The following is a 14,579-nucleotide window of genomic DNA, read 5'->3' as shown; positions in this document are numbered from 1 at the left end:
CCCACCGCCCGAGCCCCGCACACGGCTCGGGCGGTGGAAGGCGGCGGCCACTGAGGCCGGGGGGCCCTTTTCACTGTATGTACGGGTAGTTCCCGAGTACGTACGGCGAAAAGGGCCTCTGCTGCGATTGACATGGAGGCACCATGGGGCGCTATGTCGCACGACGACTGCTCCAGATGATCCCGGTGTTCATCGGGACAACTCTGCTGATTTTCCTGATGGTCTACGCCCTGCCCGGAGACCCCGTGCGCGGGCTCTTCGGGGACAAGGGCGCGAGCCCCGCCGTGCTGCGGTCCCTGCGGCACGAATACGGTCTGGACAAGCCGATCCTGGTCCAGTACTGGGAGTACATGAAGGGCATCGTTCTTCACTTCGACTTCGGCAACCAGATCGCCAGTGGCCGACCGGTCACCGAGATCCTCAGTGACGCCTTCCCGGTCACGCTGCGTCTGGCGGGCCTCGCGTTCGTCATCGAAGCCGCGCTCGGTATCGCTCTCGGAGTCATCTCCGGCATGCGCGCGGGCAAGGGCGCCGACACGGCCATCCTCGTCCTGACCCTCCTGCTCATCTCGGTGCCGGTCTTCGTCCTGGGCCTGATCCTGCAGACGGTGGTCAGCAACATGGGCGGCGCCCCCTCGGTGAACGACGACACCAATCTGGGGCAGATGCTGACACCGGCGATCGTGCTGGCCAGCGCCTCACTCGCCTATGTTGCACGGCTGACCCGAACGTCCGTGGCCGAGAACATGCGCGCCGACTTCATGCGCACCGCCATCGCCAAGGGCCTGCCGCGCCGCCGCGTCGTCGGTGTCCACCTGATGCGCAACTCGCTGATCCCGGTCGTCACCTTCCTCGGCACCGACCTCGGCGCGCTGATGGGCGGTGCGATCGTCACCGAGTCCATCTTCAACATCAAGGGTGTCGGCGGCACCATCGCGGACGCGATCACCCGCCGTGAAGGCACCACGCTGGTCGGCCTGGTCACCATCCTGGTGCTCGTCTATCTCGTCACCAGCCTGATCGTCGACCTGCTGTACGCGGTTCTGGACCCGAGGATCCGTTATGCCTGAGCTCACCAAGACGTCGGCGGAAGAAACCGCCGAGGCCGCCGCACCCGACGGTCTCCCGCTGCCCGACCCGAAGCAGGACAAGGTCCGCAGCCTCTGGGGCGACGCATGGATCGAACTGCGCTCCAACTGGATCTTCATCGTCTCGTCGGTGCTGATCCTCCTGCTCCTGGTCATCGCGATCTTCCCCGGCCTGTTCACCGGGGCCGACCCGGAGAACAAGGACCTGGCCGCGCACTACCTGCAGCACCCGAACTACGGCCACATATTCGCGGGGGACTGGCTCGGTTACGACGCCCAGGGGCGCAGCGTGTACGCCCGTGCCATCTACGGCACACGCGCCTCGCTCCTGGTCGGTGGTGGTACCACGCTCGCCGTGACGCTCTTCGGCGGCCTGATCGGCATGCTCGCCGGCTACTTCGGCGGTTGGCTGGACGCGGTGCTCTCTCGCATCACGGACATGTTCTTCGGCATCCCGTTCCTGCTCGGCACGATGGTCATGCTGAACTCGTTCACCGAGCGTTCGATCCCGACCGTCATCCTGGCCCTGACCTTCCTCGGTTGGACCCAGACGGCCCGCGTCATGCGCGGTTCGGTGATCACGATCAAGTCGCAGGACTACGTGCAGGCCGCCAAGGCGCTGGGCGCGGGCACCTCGCGCATCCTCTTCCGCCACGTGCTGCCCAACGCGATCGCCCCGGTGATCGTCATTGCCACCATCTCGCTCGGTGTCTACATCGGTGCCGAGGCCACGCTGTCGTTCCTCGGTCTCGGCCTGGACGGCGCCTCGTGGGGCAACGACATCTCCGACGGCCAGAACCAGATCCGGGTCGCGCAGTACATCATGCTCTACCCGTCGATCATGCTCAGCATCACGGTGCTGGCGTTCATCATGCTCGGTGAGGCCGTCCGCAACGCCCTCGACCCGAAGCAGCGCTGAGGGAGGCGTACGTGACCATCATCGAACAGCCCGCATCCGTGCCGTCGCCCCGCGCCGGCGGGGCCGACGGCGGTCCCCTGCTCGAAGTGCGCGACCTGCACGTCGAGTTCCACACCCGCGACGGCATCGTCCGCGCGGTCAACGGCGTCAACTACAGCGTCAGCGCCGGTGAGACCCTGGCGGTGCTCGGCGAGTCCGGCTCCGGCAAGTCCGTCACCGCGCAGGCGATCATGGGCATCCTCGACATGCCGCCGGCGAAGATCCCTCAGGGCGAGGTCCTCTTCCGCGGCCAGGACATGCTCAAGATGTCCGCCGACGAGCGACGCCAGCTGCGGGGCGCGAAGATCGCCATGATCTTCCAGGACGCCCTGTCCTCCCTCAACCCGGTGCTCACCGTCGGCTACCAGCTCGGCGAGATGTTCCGGGTGCACCAGGGCATGAGCAAGAAGGACGCCAAGGCCAAGGCCATCGAGCTGATGGACCGGGTCAAGATCCCCGCCGCCAGGGAGCGGGTCAACGACTTCCCCCACCAGTTCTCCGGCGGTATGCGCCAGCGCATCATGATCGCGATGGCGCTCGCCCTGGAGCCCGACCTGATCATCGCGGACGAGCCCACCACGGCGCTCGACGTGACGGTCCAGGCCCAGGTCATGGACCTGCTCGCGGAGCTCCAGCGCGAATACAACATGGGCCTGATCCTCATCACGCACGACCTGGGCGTCGTCGCCGACGTCGCCGACAAGATCGCCGTGATGTACGCGGGCCGCATTGTGGAGCAGGCCCCGGTCCACGAGCTGTACAAGCGCCCCGCGCACCCGTACACCCGCGGTCTGCTGGACTCGATCCCGCGCCTGGACCAGAAGGGCCAGGAGCTCTACGCGATCCAGGGCCTGCCGCCCAACCTCCTGAAGGTGCCGTCGGGTTGTGCGTTCAACCCGCGTTGCCCCAAGGCGCAGGACATCTGCCGCACCGACGTCCCGGCGCTCGTCGAGGTCACGGAGCGGGACGGCGGCGCGCTGCCCGGCCGGCGCAGCGCCTGCCACTTCTGGGAGGAGACGATCCATGGCTGACATGAGCAAGAAGAACGACGAGAACGAGCCTGTGGACGCCACCCCGAACGTCTCGGAGGTCGAGGTCGTCGACGCGGTCTCCGAGGACGCGGCGGTCGCCGCCCTCGACAAGACCGTTGAGCGCGGCGAGCCGATTCTCCAGGTGCGCAACCTGAAGAAGCACTTCCCGCTGACGCAGGGCATCCTCTTCAAGAGGCAGATCGGCGCGGTCAAGGCCGTCGACGGTGTCTCCTTCGACCTGTACCAGGGCGAGACCCTGGGCATCGTGGGCGAGTCCGGCTGTGGCAAGTCCACCGTCGCCAAGCTCCTGATGACCCTGGAGCGGGCCACCGCGGGCGAGGTCTTCTACAAGGGCCAGGACATCACCAAGCTGTCCGGCCGCGCGCTGAAGGCCGTCCGCCGCAACATCCAGATGGTGTTCCAGGACCCGTACACCTCGCTCAACCCGCGCATGACGGTCGGCGACATCATCGGGGAGACCTTCGACATCCATCCCGAGGTGGCTCCGAAGGGCGAGCGCCGCCGCAAGGTCCAGGACCTCCTGGACGTGGTGGGTCTCAACCCCGAGTACATCAACCGCTACCCGCACCAGTTCTCGGGCGGTCAGCGCCAGCGCATCGGCATCGCCCGCGGCCTGGCCCTGAACCCCGAGATCATCATCTGCGATGAGCCGGTCTCCGCCCTGGACGTCTCCGTCCAGGCCCAGGTCATCAACCTGATGGAGAAGCTGCAGGACGAGTTCAACCTCTCCTACATCTTCATCGCGCACGACCTGTCGATCGTCCGGCACATCTCAGACCGTGTCGGGGTCATGTACCTCGGCAAGATGGCCGAGATCGGCACGGACACGCAGATCTACGACCACCCGACGCACCCCTACACGCAGGCGCTGCTGTCGGCGGTCCCGGTGCCGGACCCGGACGCCCGTGAGGGCCGCGAGCGCATCATCCTCACCGGTGACGTGCCCTCGCCGGCCAACCCGCCGTCGGGCTGCCGCTTCCGCACCCGCTGCTGGAAGGCGCAGGACAAGTGCGCCGAGGAGGTCCCGCTGCTCGCGATCCCGGAGCGGTTCGCGGGCGAGAACAGCGAGGCCGCGCACGAGTCGGCGTGCCACTTCGCCGAGGAGAAGGACGTCGTGGGCGTGGCGTGAGCCGCGCCCGACCGTGAGAGCCGGTCCCCGGGTTCAGCCCGGGGACCGGCTCTTGTCGTCTCTCAGTCCTGGCCCGCCCGGCTCAGGATCTCCGCCACGACCTCCGTCCGCGCGTCCGCGTAGTCCTGTACGTGCTCCCAGGTCCGCCGGGACAGTTCGCGCTCGGCGCGGGCGTACCGGGCACGGTCCGCGGGATGGGTGCGCAGCCGGTCCCGGAAGCCGGTCAACCGGCCGATCTCCGGGCAACCGGCCGTGAACACGTGGAGCTCAATGTCGTCGACGCCGGGCGACCCGCCCGGGTGGCGCAGGACGCGGTGCTCGAACCGGTCGGGTTCGCGGACGGCGAGGCCGTAGCCGAGGCCCTCCAGCGCCGGTACGTAACCGCTCTCGTCCGCCGAGTCGGGGACGGCGAGGAGGATGTCGACGACCGGCCTCGCGGGGAGGCCGGGCACCGAGGTGGAGCCGATGTGCTCCAGCCGGTGCGGGAGCCTGACCAGGGCGGTGCCGATGCGTTCGGCCTCGGTCGCGTACACCAGCGGCCACTGCGGATCGGACTCCACGAGCGTCGTCGCGGAGCGGGGGATCTTCCGGTGCGCGTCCTGGTGACTGGTCATGTCCACACCGTACGTGCTCACCACCAGGCCGTTCCTAGACTCGGGGCATGACGAACCCCGTATCGCCCGACGCCGCCGTCGCCCGGGACCTCGCGCCCACCGGAGTGCTGCGTGCCTCCGTCAACCTCGGCAACCCCGTCCTCGCCCAGGGCACCCCCGACGCGCCCGCCGGGGTCACCGTCGACCTGGCCCGGGAGATCGCGGCCCGGCTCGGGCTCCCGGTGGAGTTCCAGTGCTTCGACGCCGCCCGCAAGTCCTACGAGGCGATGGCCACGGGCCGCGCCGACCTGTGCTTCCTAGCCGTCGAACCGGCCCGCGAGGCGGAGGTGGCCTTCACCGCCCCGTACGTCCACATCGAGGGCGTCTACGCGGTCCCGGACGACTCCGCGCTGCGCACCGCCGCCGACGTGGACCGCCCCGGGGTACGGATCGGGGTCAAGCAGGGCTCCGCCTACGACCTGTTCCTGACCCGGACCCTGCGCGAGGCGACCGTGGTGCGGGGCACCGACGGCACGGACGCCTTCCACGCCGGGCAGCTGGAGGTGGCCGCGGGCATCCGCCAGCCCCTGACCGCCCACGTCACCGCCCACCCCGGACTCCGCCTGCTGGAACCGGCGTTCATGACCATCCGGCAGGCGGTCGGCACGACCCGCACCCGGGACGCGGCCACGGTCCGCTTCCTGAGCGCGACGGTGGCCGAACTGACGGCGTCCGGTTTCGTGGCCGACGCCCTGACCCGGTCGGGCCAGGACCCGAAGCTGACGGCGCCCGTGGAGGACGGCAGCGCGGGCTGACGGCGGCCCTGGAGACCCCTACCGTCCGTCCCCGTCGCCCAGCTTGCCGTAGCGCCGGAAGTCGGCGGTCTCGACGGTCCAGGGGCCCAGCGGCACCACGTCGCCGTAGATGTACGACTCCTTGGAGCGATAGCGGTCGCCCGCCGGGTCCGAGTGCACCTCGATCATGCCCATGCGGGGGTCGACGATCAGGTAGAGCTCGATGCCCATCGCGGGGTAGTCGGCGAGCTTGTCGCGGTAGTCGTTGTCCGGGTTGGACGGCGAGACGATCTCGACGACGGCCAGGACCTGCGAGGCGTCGACCGCGAGCCCTTCCTCGTCGAGGGCCTCCTCGGGGACCACGACGGCGTCCGGGCGCCTCATGCGGCCTATGGCGGCGTGCTCGATCTCAGGGCCGGGGATGCATCCGTAGCCCGGGTGCGTCGTCAGCAACTGGGCGTCGAGCTGCTTGCAGATGCGTCGAACGGTCCCCTCATGCCGCTTCGACGGGCTCATCATGGCCAGTATCGGCCCGGCGGAGCCGATCTCGACGCTCCACGAGCCTTCGAGGCCCTCGGCATACTCCGCGAGCTCCTCGGCGATCGCCCGCATCTTCGCGTAGTCCATGGACGCAGCGTAGCCAGCTTCTCGGGGTAGTGGCGGGCGGTCGGACGGGAGGGGGTGCCGAGGCGGGAGTGTCCTCCGGGTGGCTGTACCGGGAGTGCGTGATGCCCTGTATGCCCTGATATTTGGGCGTACGTGTCACGTGATCGGTACAGAGGAGGCACTCCATGCGTGGAGCCACGCACGCCAAGTGGGCGGCTGGTGCAGTCGCCGTAGCCCTCGCGGCGACGGCCTGTGGTGGGGGCGGCGACAGCGGTGGCGGCGGTGACGGCTCCGGGATCGTGCGCTCCTCCTGGGGTGACCCGCAGAACCCGCTGGAGCCCGCCAACACCAACGAGGTGCAGGGCGGCAAGGTCCTGGACATGATCTTCCGGGGTCTGAAGCGGTACGACCCGAAGACCGGCGAGGCCAAGGACATGCTCGCCGAGAAGATCGACACGTCCGACTCGCAGAACTTCACGATCACCGTGAAGAAGGGCTGGACATTCTCCAACGGCGAGAAGGTCACCGCCAAGTCCTTCGTCGACGCCTGGAACTACGGCGCGAGCCTGAAGAACAACCAGAAGAACGCCTACTTCTTCGGGCAGATCGACGGCTACGACAAGGTCCACCCGGAGTCCGGCTCGCAGAGCGCGGACACCCTCTCGGGCCTCAAGGTCACCGGTGACGACACCTTCACGGTCAAGCTGAACCAGAAGTTCTCCACGTGGCCCGACACCCTCGGCTACGCGGCGTTCGCCCCGCTGCCCAAGGTGTTCTTCGACAACCACGACTCGTACATCAAGAAGCCGATCGGCAACGGCCCGTACACCGTGGACTCGTACCAAAAGGGCTCGCAGATGTCCCTGCGCAAGTGGGACAAGTACCCGGGCGACGACAAGGCCGAGAACGCGGGCGTGGACCTCAAGGTCTACACCGACAACAACACGGCCTACACCGACCTGACGGCCGGCAACCTCGACCTCGTCGACGACGTGCCCGCCGCCCAGCTCACGAACGTCAAGAGCGACCTGAACGGGCGGTACATCAACACGCCCGCCGGCATCATCCAGACGCTCGCCTTCCCGTTCTACGACTCCGACTGGAACAAGGCGGACAGCGACAAGGTCCGCAAGGGCCTGTCGATGGCGATCAACCGCAAGCAGATCACCGACTCGATCTTCGAGAAGACCCGCACCCCCGCCACCGACTGGACCTCGCCGGTCCTCGGCAAGGACGGCGGGTACAAGGAGGGGCTGTGCGGTGAGTTCTGCGACTACAACCCCGACGAGGCCAAGAAGCTGATCAAGGAGGGTGGCGGCATCCCCGGCGGCCAGGTGCAGATCGGCTACAACGCCGACACCGGCAGCCACAAGGAGTGGGTCGACGCCGTCTGCAACTCGATCAACAACGCCCTCGGCAACGACAAGGCGTGCGTCGGCAGCCCCACCGGCACCTTCGCCGACTTCCGCAACAAGATCACCGACAAGAAGATGACGGGCCCGTTCCGCGCCGGCTGGCAGATGGACTACCCGCTCATCCAGAACTTCCTCCAGCCGCTGTACTACACCAACGCCTCGTCCAACGACGGCCACTGGTCCAACAAGGAGTTCGACTCCCTCGTGGACAAGGCCAACGCCGAGTCCGACCAGGCCGAGGCCGTGAAGATCTTCCAGCAGGCCCAGGAGGTCGTCCGCGACAACATGGCGGCCATCCCGCTCTGGTACCAGAACGGCAGCGCCGGCTACTCGGACAAGGTCGACAACGTCGCCCTGAACCCGTTCAGCGTCCCCGTCTACAACGAGATCAAGGTCAAGTGACGCCAGGGGAGCGGCGGCCCGCCGGCCGCCGCTCCCGCCGCCTCGCGGAAACGGAACCGGAGTCCTCATGGGACGTTATGTGATCCGGCGCCTGCTGCAGATGATCCCGGTCTTCATCGGCGCGACGCTGCTGATCTTCCTCATGGTCAACGTGATGGGCGACCCCATCGCCGGGCTGTGCGGCGACAAGGCCTGCGACCCCGCCACCAAGGCGCAGCTGTCGAAGGAGTTCGGCCTCGACAAGCCGGTGTGGCAGCAATACCTGACGTACATGGGGAACGTCTTCACCGGTGACTTCGGCACGGCGTTCAACGGCCAGAAGGTCACCGAGCTGATGGCGACCGCGTTCCCCGTCACCATCCGCCTGACCATCGTCGCGATCCTCTTCGAGATCGTCGTCGGCATCACGCTCGGCGTCATCACCGGCCTCAAGCGCGGCCGCCCGATCGACACCACGGTGCTGCTGCTGACCCTCGTCGTCATCTCCATCCCGACGTTCGTCACCGGTCTGCTGCTCCAGCTGCTGCTCGGCGTCAAGTGGGGCTGGATCGAACCGGCGGTGTCCACGGAGGCGACCTTCGGCGAGCTGATCGTGCCCGGCCTGGTCCTCGCCTCGGTCTCCCTCGCCTACGTGACCCGCCTGACGCGGACCTCCATCGCCGAGAACAAGCGCGCCGACTACGTGCGCACCGCCATCGCCAAGGGCCTGCCCAGGCGCCGCGTCATCACCCGGCACCTGCTGCGCAACTCGCTGATCCCCGTCGTCACCTTCATCGGCGCCGACGTCGGCGCCCTGATGGGCGGCGCCATCGTCACCGAGCGCATCTTCAACATCCACGGCGTCGGCTACCAGCTCTACCAGGGCATCCTGCGCCAGAACACCCAGACCGTGGTCGGCTTCGTGACGATCCTCGTACTGGTCTTCCTCGCGGTGAACCTGATCGTCGACCTCCTGTACGCCGTACTCGACCCGAGGATCCGCTATGCCTGAACCGCACGCACCCGACGGGCGCACACCCGACGACGGTGCCATCGCCGCGACCGGCATGGGCGGCGCGATGGACCTCGCCACCAGCGAGGGCGCGACCGTGGAGAGTTCGCCGGGCGGTCCCGCGGGCGGCCCGGCCGACAAGCCCCGCAGCCTGTGGTCCGACGCCTGGCGGGACCTGCGCCGCAACCCGGTCTTCATCATCGCGGGCCTGGTCATCCTCTTCCTGGTGATCATCTCGATCTGGCCGCAGCTGATCGCCTCCGGCAACCCGCTCTCCTGCGACCTGGCCAAGCGCCAGCAGGGCTCCGAGCCGGGCCACCCCTTCGGCTTCGACGGCCAGGGCTGCGACGTCTACACGCGCACCGTCTACGGCGCCCGCAACTCCATCACCGTCGGCGTCTGCGCCACGGTCGGCGTCGCGCTCCTCGGCTCGGTCCTCGGCGGCCTCGCCGGGTTCTTCGGCGGGTTCTGGGACTCGATCCTGTCCCGCATCACCGACATCTTCTTCGCCATCCCCGTCGTCCTCGGCGGCCTGGTGCTCCTGTCGGTCGTCAGCAGCAACACCGTCTGGCCGGTCATCGGCTTCATGGTGCTGCTGGGCTGGCCGCAGATCTCCCGCATCGCGCGCGGCTCGGTCATCACCGCCAAGCAGAACGACTACGTCCAGGCGGCCCGCGCCCTCGGCGCCTCCAACTCGCGGATGCTGCTGCGGCACATCACGCCGAACGCGGTCGCGCCGGTCATCGTCGTCGCGACCATCGCCCTCGGTACGTACATCGCCCTGGAGGCGACGCTGTCGTACCTCGGCGTCGGCCTGAAGCCGCCGGCGGTCAGCTGGGGCATCGACATCTCGTCGGCGTCCGCGAACATCCGCAACGCCCCGCACGCGCTGCTGTGGCCGTCCGGCGCCCTCGCGATCACGGTCCTGGCGTTCATCATGCTCGGCGACGCGGTGCGCGACGCCCTCGACCCGAAGCTGAGGTAGCGCCCATGCCGTTGCTCGAAGTACGCGACCTGAACGTCGAGTTCCGCACCCGGGACGGCAACGCCAAGGCGGTGAACGGCGTCAACTACACGGTCGACGAGGGCGAGACCCTCGCCGTCCTCGGCGAGTCCGGCTCGGGCAAGTCGGTCACCGCGCAGGCCGTCATGGGCATCCTCGACATCCCGCCCGGGAAGATCACCGGCGGCGAGGTGCTCTTCCGCGGCCAGGACCTCCTCAAGCTCAAGGAGGAGGAGCGGCGCAAGATCCGCGGCGCCGAGATGGCGATGATCTTCCAGGACGCGCTCAGCTCCCTCAACCCCGTGCTCTCCGTGGGCGAGCAGATCGGCGAGCTGTTCGTCGTCCACAAGGGCATGTCCCGCAAGGACGCCAAGGCCAAGGCCGTCGAACTGATGGACCGGGTCCGCATCCCGGCCGCCAAGGAACGCGTCGGCCAGTACCCGCACCAGTTCTCCGGCGGTATGCGCCAGCGCATCATGATCGCGATGGCGCTCGCCCTCGAACCCGCCCTGATCATCGCGGACGAGCCCACGACCGCCCTGGACGTCACCGTGCAGGCCCAGGTCATGGACCTGCTCGCCGAGTTGCAGCGCGAGCTGCACATGGGCCTCATCCTCATCACGCACGACCTCGGCGTGGTCGCGGACGTCGCCGACAAGATCGCCGTCATGTACGCGGGCCGCATCGTCGAGCAGGCGCCCGTGCACGAGATCTACCGGGCGCCCGCACACCCGTACACCAAGGGCCTCCTGGAGTCGATCCCGCGCCTGGACCAGAAGGGCCAGGAGCTCTACGCGATCAAGGGCCTGCCGCCGAACCTGATGAACATCCCGCCCGGCTGCGCCTTCAACCCGCGCTGCCCGATGGCACAGGACGTGTGCCGCACCGACGTCCCCCCGCTCGCCGACGTCTCCGAGACCCGTCGCAGCGCCTGCCACTTCTGGAAGGAGACGCTCGATGCCGCACAGTGAGCACGTCAGCAAGCAGGACCTCAAGCGCGAGGGCGAGATCGCCCGGCACCTGCTGCACCAGTCGCAGGCCGAGTCCTCCTACGCGGCGAACGGCTCGGAGTCCGGGCACGAACCGATCCTGGAGGTGCGCGGCCTGGTCAAGCACTACCCGCTCACCCAGGGCATCGTCTTCCGCAAGCAGGTCGGCGCGGTCAAGGCCGTCGACGGCGTCGACTTCGACCTCGGCCACGGCGAGACGCTCGGCATCGTCGGCGAGTCCGGCTGCGGCAAGTCCACAGTCGCCAAGATGCTGGTGAACCTGGAGAAGCCGACCGCGGGCCAGATCAAGTACAAGGGCGAGGACATCACCAAGCTGTCCGGCCGCGCCCTGAAGGCCGTCCGCCGCAACATCCAGATGGTGTTCCAGGACCCGTACACCTCGCTCAACCCGCGCATGACGGTCGGCGACATCATCGGGGAGCCGTACGAGATCCATCCCGAGGTGGCCCCGAAGGGCGACCGGCGCCGCAAGGTCCAGGAACTCCTCGACGTGGTCGGGCTCAACCCCGAGTACATCAACCGCTACCCGCACCAGTTCTCCGGCGGTCAGCGCCAGCGCATCGGCATCGCCCGCGGGCTCGCGCTGCGGCCCGAGATCATCGTGGCCGACGAGCCGGTCTCCGCCCTCGACGTGTCGGTCCAGGCCCAGGTGGTCAACCTGCTCGACCGCCTCCAGAACGAGTTCAACCTCTCCTACGTCTTCATCGCGCACGACCTGTCCATCGTGCGGCACATCTCCGACCGGGTCGGCGTCATGTACCTGGGCCGCGTCGTGGAGATCGGCTCGGACTCGCAGATCTACGACCACCCGACGCACCCCTACACCCAGGCGCTGCTCTCCGCGGTGCCGGTTCCCGACCCGCGGGCGCGCGAGCACCGGGAGCGCATCCTGCTGGCGGGCGACGTCCCCTCACCGGCGAACCCGCCCTCCGGCTGCCGCTTCCGCACCCGCTGCTGGAAGGCGCAGGAGCGCTGCGCGGTGGAGGAGCCGGTGCTCGCGGTGCCGGAGGTGTTCAGCGCGGTCGACACCCCGGCCCGGCACCCGTCGGCCTGCCACTTCGCGGAGGAGAAGCAGGTCGTGCCGTAGGAGAAGGGGCCTCTCCCGCCTTTACACACAAGCAACTTGACGGACCCGGTCCCGATATACGGACAGGCCAAGGTGTTCCACGTACGGCCGTGCGGGTGCCGTGAACCGGGGTCGGAGCGCGCCATGTCGCTCCGGCCCCGGTTGCTCACGCCATCCGCAACGACCGCTTCAGGAAGTCGACCTGGAGCAGCAGCAGGTTCTCGGCGACCTGCTCCTGCGGCGTCATGTGCGTGACGCCCGACAGCGGCAGCACCTCGTGCGGGCGCCCGGCGGCGAGCAGCGCGGAGCTGAGCCGCAGCGCGTGCGCCACGACCACGTTGTCGTCCGCGAGCCCGTGCACGATCAGCATCGGCCGGTGCTCGTCGGCCGCCTCGGCGAGGCCGTCATCCGTCACCAGGGAGCTCTTCGCGTACGTGTCCGGGCTCGTCGCCGGATCGCCGAGGTACCGCTCCGTGTAGTGGGTGTCGTACAGCCGCCAGTCCGTCACCGGCGCCCCGGCGACGCCCGCGTGGAAGACGTCGGGGCGGCGCAGCACGGCCAGCGCCGACAGATAGCCGCCGTAGCTCCAGCCGCGCATCGCCACCTTCGACAGGTCCAGCGGGAACCGGTCGGCCAGCGCGTGCACCGCCGTGACCTGGTCGTCCAGCGTCACCGTGAAGTCGCCGCGGACCGCCTTCTCACGGCCGGGCGAGATCCCCGGGGTGCCCCGGCCGTCCGCGACGATCACGGCGAAGCCCTGGTCGGCGAACCACTGGGACGTCAGATACGGGTTGTGCGCGGCCAGGACGCGCTGCCCGTGCGGACCGCCGTACGGGTCCATGAGCACCGGCAGCGGCCCGTCCCCCTCGGTGTACGAGGAGGGGAGCAGGACGGCGCACGGAATGCCGTCCGCCTCGGTCAGGGTCACCCGCGGCGACAGGACGGGCGCCTGCGCGAAGGACGCGATCTCGGCGACGTGCTTGCCGTCGCGCTCCACGCGCACCCGTGCGCCGGGGGATTCGAGGGTTGCCGAGACGAACACCGTGACGTCGCCCGAACGGACAGCCGAGTGGACGCCGGGCTCGCCGGTCACCCGCTCCACGCCCAGCTCGTTGACCCGGTAGACGTGCACCTCGCCGGTCTCCGGCGCCTGGGCCTCCGCGCCCGCCGACGCCGAGATCAGCACATCGCCGGCGCCGACGTCGAGGACGGCGCGGACGTGCAACTGCGGCCCGGTGAGCGGGCGTTCGCCCACCGCCAGGACCCGGGCGCCGCCCTCGTCCGCGATCCGCACCAACTGTCCGCTCGGCGACCAGCACGGCACGCCCGGCAGCAGCTCCAGCCACTGGTCGTCCTCGTCGGCGTGCACCATCCGGGTCGAGCCGTCCTGGACGTCCACCGCGAGATACAGCGCGCTCAGCTGGTCCCGGGCCTGGACCAGGAGCAGCGGGGCGCCGTCCGCCGACCAGTGGACGCGGGCCAGGTACGGGTAGGCGGACCGGTCCCAGTTGATCTCGGTGCGGGTGCCGTCGAGCGCGTACGAGAAGAGCCGCACCTCGGCGTTGGGGGTGCCGGCCGACGGATAGGCGACCCGCGCCGGTTCGCGGTCGGGGTGCGCCGGGTCGGCGATCCACCAGCGGTGCACGGCCGCGTCGTCGGCGCGGGCCACCAGGAGCCGGTCCGAGTCGGGGGACCACCAGTGACCGCGGTAGCGGGACATCTCCTCGGCCGCGATGAACTCCGCGAGCCCGTACGTGACCGTGTCCGACTCCGGCGTCGCGAGCGCCCGGTCGTCGGTGCCGTCCGCGCCCACGACGCGCAGGGCGCCCTTCGCCACATAGGCGATGTGCCGGCCGTCGGGAGAGGGGCGCGGGTCGATCACCGGTCCCGGCACGGGCAGTTCACGCGCGGTACCGGCCCGCAGCTCGGCCGCGAAGAGGCGGCCGGAGAGCGCGAACGCCGCCAGCTCCACCGCCGCGTCCGTCGCGTACCCGACGATGCCCGCGCCACCCTCGCGGCTGCGCTCGCGCCGGGCCCGCTCCGCGGCGGACAGCTTCTCCGACGCCCCGCCGAGCAGCGCGGACGGCTCAGCGGCCGGCCGCTCCAGGCCGCTCACCACGTCCAGGACCCACAGCGCGTTCGCCCGGTCGGTGCCGGAGGGGGAGCGCAGGAACACGACGCGCTCCCCGTCGGGTGCCACCGTGAACGCCCGGGGTGCGCCCAGCGTGAAGCGCTGCGTACGCGCGTGCTGACGAGGAAAGGAGGGAGGAGTCGACGACTCTGTGACGAGCGTCTCGGTCTCGGTGGTCATCCCCGAAGCGTAGGGCGCGAGTGGACCATGCGCCCCCTCGTGCTCCCGGTGCCCCCTGGCGGCGACTCATGCGTAACGACGGATAGTTATGATTCGTAGCGTTCCGTGGGTAGACAGCTCTCGGAAGACCGTCGGCGACCGGATCACTTTGGAGGAGGACC

13 protein-coding genes are annotated in these 14,579 nt (G+C 69.2%); 10 read left to right on the top strand and 3 right to left on the bottom strand.

The features are described from left to right. Positions 1–143: 143 nt before the first annotated feature. The 4 genes from K377_RS28770 to K377_RS28755 are packed head-to-tail and all read left to right on the top strand — an operon-like array spanning position 144 to position 4,227. The gene (locus tag K377_RS28770) at positions 144–1,070 is read left to right on the top strand and encodes an ABC transporter permease (protein WP_181512667.1); all 927 of its coding nucleotides are present in this window, start codon (positions 144–146) and stop codon (positions 1,068–1,070) included. Beyond that, positions 1,063–2,007, top strand: coding sequence for an ABC transporter permease (locus K377_RS28765; RefSeq protein WP_111666469.1), 945 nt, complete (start codon positions 1,063–1,065; stop codon positions 2,005–2,007). The genes K377_RS28770 and K377_RS28765 overlap by 8 nt, the downstream gene beginning before the upstream one ends. A gap of 11 nt (positions 2,008–2,018) precedes the next feature. Continuing rightward, a complete protein-coding gene (locus tag K377_RS28760; RefSeq protein ID WP_111666468.1) occupies positions 2,019–3,077 on the top strand; it encodes an ABC transporter ATP-binding protein in 1,059 nt (352 codons plus the stop codon). Continuing rightward, positions 3,070–4,227 (top strand): ABC transporter ATP-binding protein, encoded by a 1,158-nt coding sequence (locus K377_RS28755; RefSeq protein ID WP_111666467.1) that lies wholly within the window; start codon positions 3,070–3,072, stop codon positions 4,225–4,227. The genes K377_RS28760 and K377_RS28755 overlap by 8 nt, the downstream gene beginning before the upstream one ends. Positions 4,228–4,289: 62 nt before the next feature. Here the strand turns inward: K377_RS28755 and K377_RS28750 are convergent, their stop codons facing one another. Beyond that, positions 4,290–4,841: a GrpB family protein gene (locus K377_RS28750; protein WP_111666493.1), complete on the bottom strand. Its 552-nt coding sequence runs from the start codon at positions 4,839–4,841 to the stop codon at positions 4,290–4,292. A 47-nt stretch (positions 4,842–4,888) separates the two neighbouring features. Between K377_RS28750 and K377_RS28745 the strand changes: the two genes are divergently transcribed. Then, positions 4,889–5,635: a transporter substrate-binding domain-containing protein gene (locus K377_RS28745; protein WP_111666466.1), complete on the top strand. Its 747-nt coding sequence runs from the start codon at positions 4,889–4,891 to the stop codon at positions 5,633–5,635. Between the two features lie 18 nt (positions 5,636–5,653). Here the strand turns inward: K377_RS28745 and K377_RS28740 are convergent, their stop codons facing one another. Next, positions 5,654–6,241, bottom strand: a complete 588-nt coding sequence (locus tag K377_RS28740; protein WP_111666465.1) for a Uma2 family endonuclease — start codon at positions 6,239–6,241, stop codon at positions 5,654–5,656. Between the two features lie 164 nt (positions 6,242–6,405). Here K377_RS28740 and K377_RS28735 point away from each other — a divergent pair, with 164 nt between their 5' ends. The 5 genes from K377_RS28735 (at position 6,406) to K377_RS28715 (ending at position 12,128) form a co-directional block, all read left to right on the top strand. Beyond that, entirely contained in the window at positions 6,406–8,037 is a 1,632-nt protein-coding gene (locus K377_RS28735; RefSeq protein ID WP_111666464.1) for an ABC transporter substrate-binding protein, read from the top strand. A gap of 67 nt (positions 8,038–8,104) precedes the next feature. Then, positions 8,105–9,028 (top strand): ABC transporter permease, encoded by a 924-nt coding sequence (locus K377_RS28730; protein ID WP_111666463.1) that lies wholly within the window; start codon positions 8,105–8,107, stop codon positions 9,026–9,028. Beyond that, positions 9,021–10,013, top strand: a complete 993-nt coding sequence (locus tag K377_RS28725; RefSeq protein ID WP_111666462.1) for an ABC transporter permease — start codon at positions 9,021–9,023, stop codon at positions 10,011–10,013. Before K377_RS28730 ends, K377_RS28725 begins: the two co-directional genes overlap by 8 nt. Positions 10,014–10,018: 5 nt before the next feature. Further along, a complete protein-coding gene (locus K377_RS28720; RefSeq protein ID WP_111666461.1) occupies positions 10,019–11,002 on the top strand; it encodes an ABC transporter ATP-binding protein in 984 nt (327 codons plus the stop codon). Next, a complete protein-coding gene (locus tag K377_RS28715; RefSeq protein ID WP_111666460.1) occupies positions 10,989–12,128 on the top strand; it encodes an ABC transporter ATP-binding protein in 1,140 nt (379 codons plus the stop codon). The genes K377_RS28720 and K377_RS28715 overlap by 14 nt, the downstream gene beginning before the upstream one ends. A 145-nt stretch (positions 12,129–12,273) precedes the next feature. On the opposite strand, the gene K377_RS28710 is transcribed toward K377_RS28715, so the two are convergent. Further along, the gene (locus K377_RS28710; RefSeq protein WP_111666459.1) at positions 12,274–14,418 is read right to left on the bottom strand and encodes a prolyl oligopeptidase family serine peptidase; all 2,145 of its coding nucleotides are present in this window, start codon (positions 14,416–14,418) and stop codon (positions 12,274–12,276) included. Between the last annotated feature and the right edge of the window lie 161 nt (positions 14,419–14,579).

The organism is Streptomyces sp. PsTaAH-137, from assembly GCF_003259365.1.
Taxonomy (GTDB): domain Bacteria; phylum Actinomycetota; class Actinomycetes; order Streptomycetales; family Streptomycetaceae; genus Streptomyces.
This window is presented reverse-complemented; position numbering and strand designations above follow the sequence as displayed.

Coding starts and splice junctions, on each gene's coding strand:
- K377_RS28765 (WP_111666469.1), top strand. CDS start 1,063: ATGCCTGAGCTCACCAAGACGTCGGCGGAAGAAACCGCCGAGGCCGCC.
- K377_RS28710 (WP_111666459.1), bottom strand. CDS start 14,418: ATGACCACCGAGACCGAGACGCTCGTCACAGAGTCGTCGACTCCTCCC.
- K377_RS28735 (WP_111666464.1), top strand. CDS start 6,406: ATGCGTGGAGCCACGCACGCCAAGTGGGCGGCTGGTGCAGTCGCCGTA.
- K377_RS28730 (WP_111666463.1), top strand. CDS start 8,105: ATGGGACGTTATGTGATCCGGCGCCTGCTGCAGATGATCCCGGTCTTC.
- K377_RS28770 (WP_181512667.1), top strand. CDS start 144: ATGGGGCGCTATGTCGCACGACGACTGCTCCAGATGATCCCGGTGTTC.
- K377_RS28755 (WP_111666467.1), top strand. CDS start 3,070: ATGGCTGACATGAGCAAGAAGAACGACGAGAACGAGCCTGTGGACGCC.
- K377_RS28725 (WP_111666462.1), top strand. CDS start 9,021: ATGCCTGAACCGCACGCACCCGACGGGCGCACACCCGACGACGGTGCC.
- K377_RS28715 (WP_111666460.1), top strand. CDS start 10,989: ATGCCGCACAGTGAGCACGTCAGCAAGCAGGACCTCAAGCGCGAGGGC.
- K377_RS28745 (WP_111666466.1), top strand. CDS start 4,889: ATGACGAACCCCGTATCGCCCGACGCCGCCGTCGCCCGGGACCTCGCG.
- K377_RS28720 (WP_111666461.1), top strand. CDS start 10,019: ATGCCGTTGCTCGAAGTACGCGACCTGAACGTCGAGTTCCGCACCCGG.
- K377_RS28740 (WP_111666465.1), bottom strand. CDS start 6,241: ATGGACTACGCGAAGATGCGGGCGATCGCCGAGGAGCTCGCGGAGTAT.
- K377_RS28750 (WP_111666493.1), bottom strand. CDS start 4,841: ATGACCAGTCACCAGGACGCGCACCGGAAGATCCCCCGCTCCGCGACG.